The sequence below is a fragment of the Rhodococcus sp. MS13 genome (assembly GCF_013277835.1).
GTDB lineage: Bacteria > Actinomycetota > Actinomycetes > Mycobacteriales > Mycobacteriaceae > Rhodococcus_F > Rhodococcus_F erythropolis.
In genome coordinates, this window is sequence record NZ_VBTL01000007.1 from 34,047 (window position 1) to 48,228 (window position 14,182).

The 14,182-nt window shown below is 63.6% G+C and carries 16 protein-coding genes; 8 read left to right on the forward strand and 8 right to left on the reverse strand.

The genetic code is table 11. The features are described 5' to 3' along the window. Window positions 1–33 precede the first annotated feature (33 nt). Both FEZ59_RS14360 and FEZ59_RS14365 read right to left on the reverse strand, forming a co-directional pair. On the reverse strand, window positions 34–1,392 hold the full coding sequence (locus FEZ59_RS14360) for an RNA polymerase sigma factor (protein WP_019748245.1): 1,359 nt from the start codon (window positions 1,390–1,392) through the stop codon (window positions 34–36). Between the two features lie 178 nt (window positions 1,393–1,570). Beyond that, on the reverse strand, window positions 1,571–2,338 hold the full coding sequence (locus FEZ59_RS14365) for a polyphosphate--glucose phosphotransferase (RefSeq protein ID WP_007732834.1): 768 nt from the start codon (window positions 2,336–2,338) through the stop codon (window positions 1,571–1,573). Between the two features lie 156 nt (window positions 2,339–2,494). Here FEZ59_RS14365 and FEZ59_RS14370 point away from each other — a divergent pair, with 156 nt between their 5' ends. Beyond that, complete coding sequence (locus tag FEZ59_RS14370) at window positions 2,495–3,373, forward strand: inositol monophosphatase family protein (RefSeq protein ID WP_021344118.1); 879 nt, start codon at window positions 2,495–2,497, stop codon at window positions 3,371–3,373. A gap of 16 nt (window positions 3,374–3,389) precedes the next feature. Here FEZ59_RS14370 and cei read toward each other — a convergent pair whose 3' ends face one another. Beyond that, window positions 3,390–4,073: an envelope integrity protein Cei gene (gene cei, locus FEZ59_RS14375; RefSeq protein ID WP_003942618.1), complete on the reverse strand. Its 684-nt coding sequence runs from the start codon at window positions 4,071–4,073 to the stop codon at window positions 3,390–3,392. Between the two features lie 533 nt (window positions 4,074–4,606). Between cei and FEZ59_RS14380 the strand changes: the two genes are divergently transcribed. Further along, window positions 4,607–4,909, forward strand: a complete 303-nt coding sequence (locus tag FEZ59_RS14380) for a DUF4193 domain-containing protein (protein ID WP_003942593.1) — start codon at window positions 4,607–4,609, stop codon at window positions 4,907–4,909. An 80-nt stretch (window positions 4,910–4,989) separates the two neighbouring features. On the opposite strand, the gene FEZ59_RS14385 is transcribed toward FEZ59_RS14380, so the two are convergent. Beyond that, window positions 4,990–5,487, reverse strand: coding sequence for a DUF3093 domain-containing protein (locus FEZ59_RS14385; RefSeq protein ID WP_019748248.1), 498 nt, complete (start codon window positions 5,485–5,487; stop codon window positions 4,990–4,992). A 41-nt stretch (window positions 5,488–5,528) separates the two neighbouring features. Between FEZ59_RS14385 and dut the strand changes: the two genes are divergently transcribed. Both dut and FEZ59_RS14395 read left to right on the forward strand, forming a co-directional pair. Beyond that, the gene (dut, locus tag FEZ59_RS14390; protein ID WP_003942635.1) at window positions 5,529–6,023 is read left to right on the forward strand and encodes a dUTP diphosphatase; all 495 of its coding nucleotides are present in this window, start codon (window positions 5,529–5,531) and stop codon (window positions 6,021–6,023) included. Window positions 6,024–6,026: 3 nt separating this feature from the next. Beyond that, window positions 6,027–6,866 (forward strand): DUF3710 domain-containing protein, encoded by an 840-nt coding sequence (locus tag FEZ59_RS14395; protein ID WP_020969500.1) that lies wholly within the window; start codon window positions 6,027–6,029, stop codon window positions 6,864–6,866. 11 nt (window positions 6,867–6,877) lie between these two features. Here FEZ59_RS14395 and FEZ59_RS14400 read toward each other — a convergent pair whose 3' ends face one another. Then, entirely contained in the window at window positions 6,878–7,603 is a 726-nt protein-coding gene (locus FEZ59_RS14400) for an alpha/beta hydrolase (RefSeq protein ID WP_019748250.1), read from the reverse strand. A gap of 138 nt (window positions 7,604–7,741) precedes the next feature. Here FEZ59_RS14400 and FEZ59_RS14405 point away from each other — a divergent pair, with 138 nt between their 5' ends. Together FEZ59_RS14405 and FEZ59_RS14410 are read left to right on the forward strand one after the other, a co-directional pair. Continuing rightward, window positions 7,742–8,116, forward strand: coding sequence for an OB-fold nucleic acid binding domain-containing protein (locus FEZ59_RS14405; RefSeq protein WP_065352420.1), 375 nt, complete (start codon window positions 7,742–7,744; stop codon window positions 8,114–8,116). Window positions 8,117–8,168: 52 nt separating this feature from the next. After that, the gene (locus FEZ59_RS14410; RefSeq protein ID WP_019748252.1) at window positions 8,169–8,882 is read left to right on the forward strand and encodes a DUF3159 domain-containing protein; all 714 of its coding nucleotides are present in this window, start codon (window positions 8,169–8,171) and stop codon (window positions 8,880–8,882) included. On the opposite strand, the gene FEZ59_RS14415 is transcribed toward FEZ59_RS14410, so the two are convergent. The 3 genes from FEZ59_RS14415 to FEZ59_RS14425 form a co-directional block, all read right to left on the reverse strand. Next, complete coding sequence (locus FEZ59_RS14415; protein ID WP_019748253.1) at window positions 8,875–9,168, reverse strand: GNAT family N-acetyltransferase; 294 nt, start codon at window positions 9,166–9,168, stop codon at window positions 8,875–8,877. The genes FEZ59_RS14410 and FEZ59_RS14415 overlap by 8 nt on opposite strands. 33 nt (window positions 9,169–9,201) lie before the next feature. Beyond that, window positions 9,202–9,864 carry a TrkA family potassium uptake protein gene (locus FEZ59_RS14420; RefSeq protein WP_003942632.1) on the reverse strand — a complete coding sequence of 221 codons (663 nt, stop codon included), beginning with the start codon at window positions 9,862–9,864 and terminating at the stop codon, window positions 9,202–9,204. 86 nt (window positions 9,865–9,950) lie between these two features. Further along, entirely contained in the window at window positions 9,951–10,616 is a 666-nt protein-coding gene (locus tag FEZ59_RS14425; protein ID WP_019748254.1) for a TrkA family potassium uptake protein, read from the reverse strand. Window positions 10,617–10,787: 171 nt separating this feature from the next. Here FEZ59_RS14425 and FEZ59_RS14430 point away from each other — a divergent pair, with 171 nt between their 5' ends. Both FEZ59_RS14430 and FEZ59_RS14435 read left to right on the forward strand, forming a co-directional pair. Then, on the forward strand, window positions 10,788–12,782 hold the full coding sequence (locus tag FEZ59_RS14430) for an APC family permease (RefSeq protein ID WP_007732857.1): 1,995 nt from the start codon (window positions 10,788–10,790) through the stop codon (window positions 12,780–12,782). Between the two features lie 48 nt (window positions 12,783–12,830). Further along, complete coding sequence (locus FEZ59_RS14435) at window positions 12,831–14,099, forward strand: TRAM domain-containing protein (protein WP_172932817.1); 1,269 nt, start codon at window positions 12,831–12,833, stop codon at window positions 14,097–14,099. Window positions 14,100–14,182 lie beyond the last annotated feature (83 nt).

Consider the following 14,182-nt stretch of genomic DNA (forward strand, 5'->3'; position numbering starts at 1 on the left):
GGAGAGCGGCTCTTCTTCGCGTAGCTGGTGTGACTAGTCGAGGTAGTCGCGCAGAACCTGCGAACGCGACGGGTGGCGCAGCTTCGACATCGTCTTCGATTCGATCTGACGGATACGCTCACGCGTGACGCCGTAGACCTGTCCGATTTCGTCTAAAGTCCTCGGCTGGCCGTCGGTGAGGCCGAAGCGGAGGCGAACCACGCCGGCTTCGCGCTCGGACAGCGTCTCGAGTACCGACTGCAGCTGATCCTGCAGCAAAGTGAACGAGACGGCGTCGACTGCGACAACAGCTTCGGAGTCCTCGATGAAGTCACCGAGTTGGCTGTCGCCCTCGTCGCCGATGGTCTGGTCGAGAGAGATCGGCTCACGCGCGTACTGCTGGATTTCCAGCACCTTCTCCGGCGTGATGTCCATTTCCTTGGCAAGCTCTTCCGGCGTGGGCTCACGGCCCAGGTCCTGGAGCAGCTCACGCTGGATACGGCCGAGCTTGTTGATGACCTCGACCATGTGCACCGGGATGCGGATGGTGCGAGCCTGGTCGGCCATTGCGCGGGTGATGGCCTGACGGATCCACCACGTGGCGTAGGTCGAGAACTTGTAACCCTTGGTGTAGTCGAACTTCTCGACTGCACGGATCAGACCGAGGTTGCCTTCCTGGATGAGGTCCAGGAACGCCATGCCGCGGCCCGTGTAGCGCTTGGCCAGCGAGACGACCAGGCGAAGGTTGGCCTCGAGGAGGTGGTTCTTGGCGCGGTTGCCGTCGCGGCAGATCCAGCTCATGTCGCGTCGCTGAGCTGCAGGCAACTTCTCGCCCTTGTCAGCAAGATCCTGCATGATCTGCACGGCGTAGAGGCCGGCCTCGATGCGCTTGGCCAGTTCGACTTCCTCTTCGGCGTTGAGGAGTGCGACCTTGCCGATCTGCTTGAGGTAAGCGCGAACCGAGTCGGCGGACGCCGTCAGTTCGGCGTCCTTGCGTGCCTGGCGAAGAGCCTCGGACTCTTCCTCGTCCCAGACGAAGTCGCCGGAAGCCTTGTCCTTCTCGGACGGCTCTGCAGCGGTCTCTTCGTCTTCGCCGACTGCTACGACCTCGACGACATCGGACTCGACCTCGGCAAGGTCGCCGTCCGTGATGTCGATGTCTTCCAACTCGACATCGCCGTCTTCGGCATCAGGATCGCCGGCCTTCTTGGGGCTGGCCTTCTTAGCTGCTGCCTTCTTGGCCGGAGCTTTCTTGGCCGGAGCCTTCTTTGCTGCTGCCTTCTTGGCGGGAGCCTTTTTCGCCGGAGCCTTCTTGGCTGCCGGAGCGGTGACGGTGGCCGCCTCCACGGCTGGAGATTGTGGCTCTGACTCTGATGGAGAATCAGCAGTCTGACGTGTATCGGTGGCTGCCACGTACGCCCTTTCGTGACGGTGTCGTGCGGCGTCACGCCAGAGTGGTGATCCGGCGGAGAGGTCAATGGTTGTTGGCCGGCGCGCAGCCGGACTTCACCATTGTAACGACTCTCAGGAAACTCTTACGTCACGGCGGGCCGTAACAGGTAGATTTTCCGCTTTTCACGTGCAGGTTTTCTCATCCGGCGACGGGGGCCGGCCTGGTCAGTCCGACCGACGCGAGCGCAGCTCCGGCGATTCCCGCGGTGTTGAGGAGGGTGGCGGGGACGACCTTCGTGCGGTTGGTCAGGTGCGGAATCCACTTCTCGTGCTTGCGGCTGATTCCGCCTCCGGCGATGAAGAGATCAGGCCACAGCAGGTTCTCGAAGGTGGTCAGAACTCGGGAGACCTCGACCGCCCACTCCTTGTAGCTCCAGTCCTTTTTTTCCTTCACCGACGACGCCGCTCGATGCTCGGCTTCCTTGCCGTCGACCTCGAGGTGGCCGAACTCGGTGTTGGGCAACAGAACTCCGTTGTGCAACACGGCAGATCCGATTCCGGTGCCGAAGGTCAAGAGGATCACGACGCCGGAGGTGTCCTTGCCCGCGCCGAACGAGTCCTCGGCAATTCCGGCGGCGTCGGCGTCGTTGAGGACGGTGACTTCGCGCCCGCCCAGGGCCTTGCCGAAGAGCGCGGCCGCGTCGGTGTCGATCCAGGACTTGTCGATGTTCGCGGCGCTGCGCGCGACGCCGCCGGTCACGACAGCGGGCAACGTGATGCCGACCGGCCCGGTCCACTTTGCCTGCTCGACGATCTCGGCCACAGTGCCCGCGATCGCATCGGGAGTGGACGGCTGCGGGGTCAGGATCTTGATGCGGTCACCGATCATTTCCCCGGTGCTCAGGTCGATCGTGCCGCCCTTGACGCCGCTGCCGCCGACGTCGATCCCGAAACCTGTGGTTGTCATCGTCCTGCGCTCCTGAGTGTCGAATTCGAGGTCACGATCTACCGTTGCAAACACTAACCCGAACGAGGACTCGGGCGCGTGCGACTCCAGGCGTTCGAGTGGTGCCCCTCGGTAGAGATGTGTTGCGATGGTCCGGTGCGCCCTTCAGAAAGAACATTGCCCGACTTTTCCGCCGATTCTCTGGACCCCGCACAATTGCGGGCAGTTGCCGTAGCCGTCGCCGAACGCGCAGCCGAACACGTCCGCGTGCGTCGGCCCGAGGTATTCGGCCTGGTGGGTTCCGGTGCCTCCGAGGGTGGTTCGGTTGCTGCGAAGAGCACGCCGACCGATCCCGTCACGGTGGTCGATACCGAAACCGAACAGGTGATTCGCGACCTTCTGGCGCAATTGCGCCCTGCAGATTCGATCTTGGGTGAGGAAGGTGGCGGAGACACCGACGATTCCGCGGGAGTTCGATGGGTTGTCGATCCCATCGACGGCACGGTGAATTTTCTCTACGGAATCCCCGCGTTCGCCATTTCGGTGGCCGTACAGATCGACGGGATCTCAGTGGCCGGGGCTGTCGTCGACGTGTCGCTGGAAACAACGTATTCCGCGCACCGGGGCGGCGGCGCAACCATGGCCACGGCCGACGGCGTCGTCAGCGAACTGCACGCCAATGAGGTGACCGAACTGTCAATGGCTCTGTTGGCCACCGGTTTCGGCTACGGAGCGGATCGCCGAAAGGTGCAGGGCACCTTGATCGGGCAGATCCTGCCGCAGGTTCGCGACATCCGACGCATAGGTTCGGCTGCTTTGGATCTGTGCATGGTTGCCACCGGCCGGGTCGACGCTCACTTCGAGCACGGGCTGAGTCCGTGGGACTGGGCCGCGGGCTCCCTGATCGCTTCCGAAGCGGGCGCCGTGATCAACGTCCCGGCGCCCAATTCCACGTCGGCCGACGGCGATGTCGTCTATGCGGTGGCTCCGGCGATCGCCGAGCAGTTCGCGCACATGCTCAGTTCGATCGGCGCAGATCAGCCGATTCCGAGCTGAGGCCGAACCGGGTTTGTCAGCAGCGCGCCGTGCGCGCTGCTTTGAGCAGTGCGATGTCCATCGGAGCGACTTCGGCGTTTGCGGGCTGCTCGGCCAGAGCATGCAGGATCGCGGTGGCGTCGGTGTTGGGGGTCAGGGCGCCCTTGTTGTAGGTGCCGAGAGCCAGATCGACGGTGTCGTCGCCGCGGCCGTCCTGGACCAGTTCGGCGCAGGGGGCGACCAGCCAGACGGAACTGGCGGCGGCGAGGCCGTTCGCTCCGAAGCGGATCTGACCCTGGCACTCCATGTTCTGGTCGACGTAGACGGGGTCGTTTCCGACCTGGACGTCCGGCGCGCTGGAGAAGCCGAACTCGCTCAGTTGCGCTGCCACCTGGGCGGCCTGACCGTGTTCGCCGTTGGCGTTGAACACACGAACCTTGGTGGCCGCCAGGGGAGCGGGATCCACGTCGAGCAGCTTCGAACGGTCGACGACGGTTCCCAGCGGTAGTGGCGCCGCTGCCGAGGGATCGGAGGAAGGCTGCGGGAGGTTGCAGGCGACGGTGTCACTGACTTCTGCCTCGGCGCTCAGGATGCGGACCCACAAGACACTGCCGATCAATGCGAGTACCGCGAACACGGCGATCACCGGCCACGCGCGCCGACGGCGGAACGGACGTCCCTGGTCATCGGTAGAGCTGCCTTCGGTGATCAGAGAAACCACGGTATCCCTCGACTTTCTTGACGAAACTTCTACTTCGCCATCGGGCCGAGCGGCGCCGGCATGACGTTCGGTGCCTACCTTAGAGGGCTTGTGTGACGACACAGCCGAAGCGCGGCTCGACGCGTCGAGCCGCTGGCGATCGCCCAACGGTAGTTGGGCAACTAGCGGGCAGTTTCTACCCGGATCCGGTCTGAAAATGTCGCCGAAAGGTCACAGCTTGCTCTTGCCTTGGTGACAATTCGCAGTCATTTTTCGGAAATTTCCGATTCGGTTACTACTTTCGTGCTCACGTCGGCTACTGTCTGGCGGCCCAGGTCGTTCAACTGGGCATCGGCCGGACGCCGAAATGACAACCAAATGAGGCGCAGATCACGTTCCCGGAAGGAACTTCCGGGCACTAATTCCAGTCCTGCAGCGTTATGCAGCGACAGGGAATGATCTGGATGCCACGGCGGTTTCCATGCGCATCAAGGATCTACCGGATTCTCGGCGCACACGGGACCGGGATACACGAAGAGGATGGGGTAGACGAGATGGCAACTGACTACGACGCACCGAGGCGTACAGAGTCCGACGAGGTTTCGGAGGACTCTCTCGAGGAGCTGAAGGCGCGACGCAACGAAGCGCAGTCAGCCGTCGTCGACATCGACGAGACGGACACCGCGGAGTCCTTCGAGCTGCCGGGTGCCGACCTTTCCGGCGAGGAACTCTCGGTTCGAGTTGTTCCGAAGCAGGCAGACGAGTTCACGTGTTCGAGCTGCTTCCTGGTTCATCACCGCAGCCGCCTGGCCAGTGATGCCAACGGACAGCTCGTATGCATGGACTGCGCTGCCTGATCTCCCTTCCCGGTGGTCGACCCGTCAGCTCGCGGGTCGACCAAGGGTCGGGAAGTACTGCTTTGCTGTGACCGCGCTGGTCAGCGATCCAGCGCAGCCAGCAGATCAGCGGGACGACGTGTGCTCACCAGCCAGTATGGCGTGGGATCCTCCGGGTCGTCGAGCACGATCAACACCATTGTCTTGACCCATGGGCGATGTTGGACGAACGCCGACGGATCGAGTTGGCGCCCCATCGCCGCACTCTTTGCGGAAGCCGGCACTGCTGCCGCCCGCGAAATCAGTTCGACCGGCAGGTGGGCTCGACCCACGTGCAGTTCTTTCACCCCTGCTGTCTCCACCACCTCGACGCGCATCCGGCTGAGCCAGAATGCCGCCCAGATCGGGATGGGGAGCAGCACGACGTACGCCAGGTACGAGAGAAGCCCCGGGCGGCCCATGTGGACCTCGGCCGCGAGGAGTCCGGCTACGGCCAGCCCGGCGATCCACCACCAGATCGGCACCCACAGGCGCTCGGAGAACAGCGTCGTGGACGGGGGCGTTGTGGTGGCGACGTCAGGTCGAGATGTTTCGGGCACCTGTCAAGGATAGTCCGTCGCTACGAGTAGTCTTGGCCCACGTGAGCGACCATCTCTCCATCGCCTTGAAGCGACTGGATCCAGACCTGCCCGTTCCACAGCGTGCGCATCCCGGAGATGCGGGTGTGGATCTGTGCTCCACCAGCGACGTCACCATCGAACCCGGCCATAGAACACTGGTCGGAACGGGGATCGCGATCGCGTTGCCGGTGGGCACCGTCGGGTTGATCCATCCGCGTTCCGGACTCGCAGCCAAATCGGGACTGTCGATCGTTAATGCGCCCGGAACCGTGGACGCGGGATACCGGGGCGAACTCAAGGTCTGCTTGATCAATCTCGATCCGGCCACAGCCATCGACATCCGCCGCGGTGACCGAATCGCTCAGCTCGTGGTTCAACGAGTCGAACTTCCGGTTTTCGAGGAAGTCGAGTCGCTGGACGACACGACCAGAGGAACCGGAGGCTACGGTTCCAGCGGCGGTCACGCGATACTCGATACCGATGCGCCTGGCGCGGTCGTCGGAGAGGGAGTCTGAATCATGTTCGGACGCAAGAAGAAGACAGACGTCGACGAGGAAACCACCAGCTTCTTCGGTGACGAGAACGACGAGTCGGTGGAGATCGACGAGGTCGAAGACGATCTCGACGTCGCCGGCGACGAGTTCGGCGACGAATCGGAAGGCCCTTACGACATCACGGAGATCGATTCCGATGATCCGACGGCAGGCCGTGACGGTCAGCGCCTGGATCTCGGTTCCGTTCTGGTGCCGATGCCGACCGGCGGACAGTTGCAGGTCGAGATGGCACCCAACGGTTCGCCGCAGGCCGTGCACCTGGTCACCGAACATGGCCGCATCACGGTTGCTGCATACGCCGCCCCGAAATCACCCGGTCAGTGGCGTGAGGTCGTTGCCGAGCTCGCGCAGTCGCTTCGCGACGACAATTCTGCGGTGAGCGTCGAGAACGGCCCTTGGGGCCGGGAACTGGCTGCCGTGACGGCCAACATGGACCTGCGGTTCATCGGCGTCGACGGTCCGCGGTGGATGGTGCGCTGCGTGGTTGCGGGTCCGAGCGGATCCACCGCCGCGAACACCCCTTTGGTGGCAATCGCACGCGACATCCTGCGAGACACCGTCGTCAACCGAGGATCAGAGCCGCATCCGGTGCGGACACCGCTGCCCGTCGTGCTCCCGCAGGTACTCGCCGAGCAGTTGGCGGCCGCACACGAGCAGCAGTTGGCGACAGCGCAGCAGCAACAGGTCGCCGCCCAGCAGCAACAGCAGTCAGCTCCGCCCGCTCCGCCGGCACCTCCAGCGCGACCGACCCCGCCGCCGCGTAGCGGCGAATCCGGTTCTGCCATGCAGCAATTGGGTCAGTAGCAGGGTTTCTTTCAGGCGCTCGCGGTGGTATCGGATTCGATCGCCGCGAGCGCTTTGATGCAGGTGGCCCCGAGAACCGCGGGGTCGCGCCCGATCATGTCGAGCGTCGTCGTGGCGACTGCGCCGCGGGGGAGTGCATTCGCCCAGGCCTGCGCCACTGCCGCGGGATGAACCGGATCGTCCACCGCCGAAGCGATGCCGACCGGAATGCCCACCGCCTGTAACGCGCTCTCGCTGAGCGAGTGGTACGACGCCGCCTCGTCGAGCGCGGCCGGGAGATCGGGCCATTGAGAGCGCCAGGAGCGCTCGAGTTCGGCTCCGAGCCACGCCGGACTCGACGCGAGCATCGCTGCGATCACCGCCTCCAACCCTTCGGAGCGCAGTTGTGCTGCGGTGAACCTCGCGCTCGCTGCAGCGGGTGCGTCGTCCGCCGACCCGATCCAGGCCGGAAGTGCTGCCAACACACTCACGGTTCGATCGGGGTTCTCGGCGGCCCACTGGAGCGCCACGGCGGCCCCGATCGAGACGCCTCCGACGATGATTCGGCCGTGCGTGTCCGCGGCTCGGTCCATCGCGTCCAGATAGCCGTCCACGACACGCCGAGGGTCCGGTTCAATTGCGACGATGCGCACACCCAGAGCCGCTAGCGGCGCCCGGAATGCGCGATCTGCGAAGTGGGCGTCAGAGCCTGTACCTGGGAGAACGACGGCAACGGTCGCCGATTCTGAGTTCTGCATCTTTTGATCTTGCCCGGTGCCCCCGAGACGCGGACTGACCGGTGTGGTTACACGCTCGTAATGGGTCTACAGTGGCGATCACACAGCCCTTCACGTGACGCGAAACCCTTGCGTCACAGATGTTCGCAGGAGCGCGCAATGGCACCCGCCGCCGCAGGATATTTTCGTCGACTGACCCAGCGTCTGACCGAGGACGTCGACCAGTTGGACGCCCAGGAGATGGTCGAGTCCAACAAGGCTTCCGGAGGTCAGAAGGCCTGCGATTGTCGTCGCGGTGAAGAAGTCACGATGGTGGGCCGACTCCGCAGCGTCGACGCGTGTCCCAAGTCGGGAAATGCCAGCATCGAGGCCGAGTTCTTCGACGGCACCGAGGTGATCAATCTCGTCTGGATCGGGCGTCGCCGGATCCCGGGAATCGAGACCGGTAAGACCCTGCTGATCCGCGGTCGTGTGGGCGAGCGTGACGGTCGCAAGGCGATCTTCAACCCTTACTACGAACTGCGCGGCGAATAGGCGCGTTTCCCGCATTTACCGTGCAACTCGGTGACTGTGGCACCCTCGACAGGTGACTGAAACACAACAGCGATCGGTAATCGACCAACTCGGCGGGCTGAGTGGTCTGATCTATTCGTCTTTGCCGATTCTGATTTTTGTCCCGGTCAACAGCATCTGGAACCTCACCGCGGCAATCTGGGCCGCATTGGGCGTCGCTGTCGCTATCGCGGCCTGGCGCCTTTTCCGCAAGGATTCCCTCCAACCCGCAATTTCCGGGTTTCTCGGAGTCGGAGTTTCCGCGTTCATCGCCTATCGCACCGGCGATGCCAAAGGATATTTCCTCTTCGGTATCTACACGAGCCTCGCCTACGGTGCGGTCTTCCTGATTTCCATCCTCGTGCGCTGGCCCCTCGTCGGAATCATCTGGGGTTATCTCAACGGGCACGGCAATCTGTGGCGCAAGCACAGCTCCGCCGTCCGGCTCTACGACATCGCGACGGCGGCGTGGGCGCTGGTCTTCGGTGCACGGTATCTCGTTCAGTCACAGCTCTACGACACCGACCACACCGGATGGCTCGCAGTCGCGCGTATCGGCATGGGTTGGCCATTGACCGGTTTGGTGCTGCTCGTGACGGTCTGGGCTGTGCGGAAGGCCGATCGCATCGTCGAGCCGGAACCGGTTGTGGAGCCCGAAAGCAGCGAGCCCACCGCAACGGACGCAGGGTCCGAAGAGGTGGGCTCGGTGAATCTGACGAAGCCGCGCGAAGACCGCGATCTCAGCTGATCAGGTCCTGGTACTCGGGGTGCTTGTCGAGAAACTTCACGACGTACGGGCAGACCGGGTGAACCTTGAGACCACGGGCGCGTAGGTCGTCCAGAGCCTGGCGGACCAGAATCGCGGCCAGCCCGAAACCTTCGAAGGCCGGGTAGATCTCGGTGTGGTTGAACGAGACGACGTCACCGGACGTGGTGTAGTCCTCGATGCCGGCGAGGTCGCCGTCTGCATGGATCTCGTACCGGCTCTGGGCTGGATTGTCGGTGACTACGGTGTTTTCGGGTGCTTGTGCCATGTGATTCCCTTTCGTCGTCAGTGTGTTCGTCGGTCAATTCTCCAGGCGGAGTGCAACGCGCAACTGATCCTCGGCGTCGACGGCCGCGACGAACAGGAGTTCGTCTCCACCTTCGATGGGATCGTCCATCTGCGGGACGATCACACGCCCGCCCCGCAGAATGGTGACCAGTGCGCAGTCCCGCGGAAGTTCGAGCTTCTTGACGGCTTTTCCGGCAAGAGGTGTGTTGTCGGGCAACGTGATCTCGACGAGATTGGCCTGCCCCTGCCGCAGTGTCATCAGTTTGACCAGGTCACCGACGGAGACGGCTTCTTCGACGAGCGAAGCGAGCATCCGCGGTGTCGAGACGGCGACGTCGACGCCCCACGACTCGTCGAAGAGCCATTCGTTGCGGGGATCATTGACGCGGGCGACAACTCGGCGAACGCCGAACTCGGTTTTCGCGAGCAGACTGAGGACCAGGTTGGCCTTGTCGTCTCCGGTTGCGGCGATCACGACCTCGTAGGACTCCATCGACGCGTCCTCGAGGCGGCTGAGTTCGCACGCGTCCGCGTGTACCCACTTCGCCTCGGGCACCGACTCCGGTTCGATGTGATCGAGTTTGCGCTCGATCAGCATGACGTCGTGTGAGCTTCGAATCAGCTCTCGCGCAATGGAGCGGCCTACGGCGCCGGCTCCGGCGATGGCGACCTTCATCGAGAACTTCCAATCACGTTGTAGTGCAACACAGTCGCAGGCTTGTTGTGAGGGGCGGCGTTTGGATCAGTCATCTGCGGCCTCCGTCAGTCGTCACTCGGCGGCGGGTTGCCGGCCAGTGCGATCGCTTCGGCGACAGTTCCCGATACCGCGGCGATGTAGACCTGGTCGTCGGCCTGGATGACGGTCTTGCGATCGGGGAGCACGCCGGTTCCGAATCGGATGATGAAGGCGACTCTCGAACTGGTCGCGCTCTCGAGTAGTGCGATCGGCTTGCCGGCCCAATCCTCGTGCAGGGCAAGTTCGGTAATCGCAACAGTGCCCGAAGGATCGCGCCACTTCGCGGTCTGACTTTCCTTGGTCAGCGTGTGCAGGAAGCGATCCGTCGACCACGGCACGGTCGCGACGGTGGGGATGCCGAGGCGCTCGTAAACAGCGGCACGCTTGGCGTCGTAAATACGCGCGACGACGCGTTCGACGCCGAAAGTCTCGCGTGCGACTCGCGCCGCGATGATGTTGGAGTTGTCTCCCGAGGACACCGCAGCGAAGGCGTCGGCCCGCTCGATGCCCGCCCGGACCAGCACGTCACGGTCGAACCCCATTCCCAGAACCTTGGTTCCCGGGAAGTCGAGATCGAGACGCAGAAACGCACTCTGATCGCGGTCGATGACGGCGACCTCATGTCCGATCCTGGTCAGAGACGCGGCGAGGGAAGAACCCACTCGACCGCACCCCATGATGACGACATACACGCCCTACTCCGTTCATGGACCCTCATGGCGCGATTGCACGCCGAATCGAACGGTACAGCCCCTCACGGGAAGAGCAAGTACAACGGTCGCCTGCGTGCCGGGTGTCACGACAAAAGGTGAAGTTGGGGCTCTGATGACTCCGAATCGGGCGAGACGGCTTACGCTTTGCACGTGTCTAAGCTCTCGACCGCTACCAAGCGGCTCCTGCTCGGTCGGCCGTTCCGAAGCGACAAACTCGGGCACACGCTGCTACCCAAGCGAATTGCACTACCGGTCTTCGCGTCCGACGCGATGTCGTCCGTCGCGTATGCCCCCGAAGAAATCTTCCTGGTTCTCTCCGTCGCGGGTATTTCCGCGTATGCGTACACACCCTGGATCGGATTGTCCGTCGCCATCGTCATGGCTGTGGTGGTGGCGAGTTACCGCCAGAACGTCCATGCATACCCGTCCGGTGGCGGCGACTACGAGGTCGCGACGGTCAACCTCGGCCCGACCGCCGGTCTGACCGTCGGTAGTGCGCTGATGGTCGACTACGTGCTGACGGTCGCCGTGTCGATCTCGTCGGCGGCGTCGAACATCGGCTCGGCTCTGCCGTTCGTCGCGCAGCACAAGGTGTTGTTCGCGGTTGCGGCGATCGTGTTGCTGACCGCGGTCAACCTTCGCGGTATCCGTGAATCCGGTACCGCGTTCGCAATTCCGACCTACGCATTCATCGTCGGCATGTTCCTGATGCTCGGGTGGGGATTCTTCCGGATCTACGTTCTTGGTGAAGACGTGCACGCGGAATCGTCGTCGTTCACACTCAACGCCGAGGATTCGCATCTGTACGGAATTGCCTTCGCGTTCCTGATCGCGCGTGCCTTCTCCTCGGGTTGTGCTGCATTGACCGGCGTCGAGGCCATCAGTAACGGCGTACCGGCGTTCCAGAAGCCGAAATCGCGCAACGCGGCCACGACCTTGCTGCTGCTCGGGTCGATCGCCATCGTCCTGTTGATGGGCATCATCATCCTGGCTCAGAAGATCGGCATCGTCTACGCACACAATCCGCAGGAACAGCTGGTCGGTGCGCCGGAGGGTTACCACCAGAAGACCTTGATCGCGCAGATCGCCGAAGCCGTGTTCAGTGGTTTCCCGATCGGATTCTTCTTCATGGCGATCGTCACGGCACTGATCTTGGTTCTGGCCGCGAACACCGCGTTCAACGGATTCCCGGTACTCGGATCGATCCTGGCGCAGGACCGGTACCTACCGCGTCAGCTGCACACGCGCGGCGACCGACTGGCATTCAGCAACGGAATCCTCTTCCTCTCCGGTGCTGCGATCGCATTCGTCGTGGTGTTCGGCGCCGAGGTCACCAAGCTCATCCAGCTGTACATCGTCGGCGTCTTCGTCTCGTTCGTGCTCAGCCAGACGGGCATGATCAAGCACTGGACTCGGCATCTGAAGTCCGAGACCGACAAGGCACAGCGGGCCCGGATGCAGCGCTCGCGAGTGATCAATTCGATCGGTCTCGCAATGACCGCCACCGTCCTGATCATCGTTCTGATCACCAAGTTCGCTGCCGGCGCCTGGATCGCCATCGTCGCGATGGTCGCGATCTTCATCGTGATGAAGATGATCCGCAAGCACTACGACAGCGTCGCAGCCGAGCTCGAGGAGCAGGAGTGGGACGGCGTACTTCCCAGCCGCACGCACTCGATCGTGCTCGTCTCGAAGTTGCACATGCCGACGATGCGAGCTCTCGCCTACGCGCGAGCCACGCGACCGGACACCCTCGAAGCCATCACGGTCAACGTCGACGAGCCCGACACCCGTGCACTCGTGCGTGAGTGGGAGAAGAGCGACGTGACGGTTCCGCTCAAGGTGATCGAGTCGCCGTACCGCGAAATCACCAAGCCGGTTCTCGATTACGTCAAGCGTGTACGACGCGATGCTCCGCGTGATGTCGTCACCGTCTTCATTCCCGAGTACGTCGTCGGGCACTGGTGGGAGCAGATCCTGCACAATCAGAGCGCGCTTCGTCTGAAGAGTCGTCTGCTCTTCCAGCCCGGCGTGATGGTGACCAGCGTTCCGTGGCAGCTGAGTTCGTCGGCAAAGGCAAAGCCGCTGGACATCGAGAAGACCGCAGGCGCCACGCGTCGCGGTTACGACACCGGCGAGAAATGATCACCGGCGAAAAATGATCGGCAACATCGAAATGGCAGGCGTAGTTCGTTGAGTGAGAATTGGACCGGGCAGACCTTCGAGGTCGATCTGGGCAACCCCGGTCACGGCGGGTTCGTCGTCGCCCGGCACGAGGGACGGGTCGTGTTCGTCCGTCACGGTTTGCCGGGGGAGCGGGCGCTGGTCCGGGTGACGGAGGACAAGGGCGGATCGTTCTGCCGCGCCGACGCCATCACAGTTCTCGACGCATCTCCGCATCGCATCGATCCGACATGCCCGATCTCCGGCCCGGGCGGGGCGGGCTGTTGCGATTACTCGCATGCGGATCTGAGCGTCCAACGTGAGATGAAGACCTCGGTCGTGCGTGAGCAGCTTCTGCGACTCGCTCGTGTCGAATCGGACGTCGCGGTGGAGGAACTACCTGGAACCGGAGACGGGACAGGATGGCGCACGCGAGTGCGGTTGGCGGTGGACGGGCACGGGGTCGCGGGATACCACGCGTACCGGAGCAACCGGATCGTCACGGACTTGCGCTGCACCCAGATCGATCAGAGCGCGTACGACGGTCTCGGCGGTGCGCAATGGGCGCCAGGGAGCGAGCTGCAGGTCGTTCTCGACGCTGCCGGTCAGCGGCACGTCGTGGAAATTGCCGCACCCGCGGTGTCCAAGACGGGACGGCGGACGCCGGGGCGTCGCGGCGCGATGGCACGCCGAGCGGCGAGCGGCGGCCCGCGAAAGACCCGAGTGGCCATCGGATCGGACACAGTGACCGAGCGCGTCGGCAATCGAGAATGGGAGCTGGCCGCGACCGGTTTCTGGCAGGCCCATCGCGGCGCTGCGAACGCGTACTCACAGGTGGTCGGGGAGTGGGCCGACGCCGCTACCGCGGACACGGCGTGGGATCTCTACGGCGGAGTCGGGGTTTTCGCATCCGTGCTCGCCGACCTTGTCGGGCCGTCCGGCGTGGTGGAGTCAGTCGAATCTTCGGCGCGCGCAGTCGCGGACGGGCGGGCAGCTCTGTCCGATCTCGGTCACGTGCGCTTCCACAGCGCCCGCGTCGAGAACGTCATCGCGGAGCTGGAGCGTTCGCCTGCCGTCGTCGTGCTAGACCCGCCACGTGCGGGAGCCGGCCGTCCGGTCGTGGAAGCTCTCGCCGCAACGGGCGCTGAACGGATCGTGCACATCGGATGCGACCCGGCGTCGTTCGGCCGCGATATCGGTCTCTACCTGGAGCAGGGCTTCAGAATCGGCGGCCTCCGGGCGTTCGACGCCTTCCCTCAGACACACCACATGGAGTGCATCGCGCTCCTAGAACGCTGACGCGTCCCGAAATCTTTCCCTGAAACGGTGTGACGCTTCTCGCGTTCAGAACAGTTGCTTGCATTACGCAACTAATCGTATAG

Excerpts from the sequence above, each read along its gene's own strand:
- FEZ59_RS14415 (WP_019748253.1), bottom strand. The coding sequence starts at position 9,168 with ATGGCACAAGCACCCGAAAACACCGTAGTCACCGACAATCCAGCCCAG.
- FEZ59_RS14400 (WP_019748250.1), bottom strand. The coding sequence starts at position 7,603 with ATGCAGAACTCAGAATCGGCGACCGTTGCCGTCGTTCTCCCAGGTACA.
- FEZ59_RS14420 (WP_003942632.1), bottom strand. The coding sequence starts at position 9,864 with ATGAAGGTCGCCATCGCCGGAGCCGGCGCCGTAGGCCGCTCCATTGCG.
- FEZ59_RS14380 (WP_003942593.1), top strand. The coding sequence starts at position 4,607 with ATGGCAACTGACTACGACGCACCGAGGCGTACAGAGTCCGACGAGGTT.
- FEZ59_RS14365 (WP_007732834.1), bottom strand. The coding sequence starts at position 2,338 with ATGACAACCACAGGTTTCGGGATCGACGTCGGCGGCAGCGGCGTCAAG.
- FEZ59_RS14395 (WP_020969500.1), top strand. The coding sequence starts at position 6,027 with ATGTTCGGACGCAAGAAGAAGACAGACGTCGACGAGGAAACCACCAGC.
- FEZ59_RS14405 (WP_065352420.1), top strand. The coding sequence starts at position 7,742 with ATGGCACCCGCCGCCGCAGGATATTTTCGTCGACTGACCCAGCGTCTG.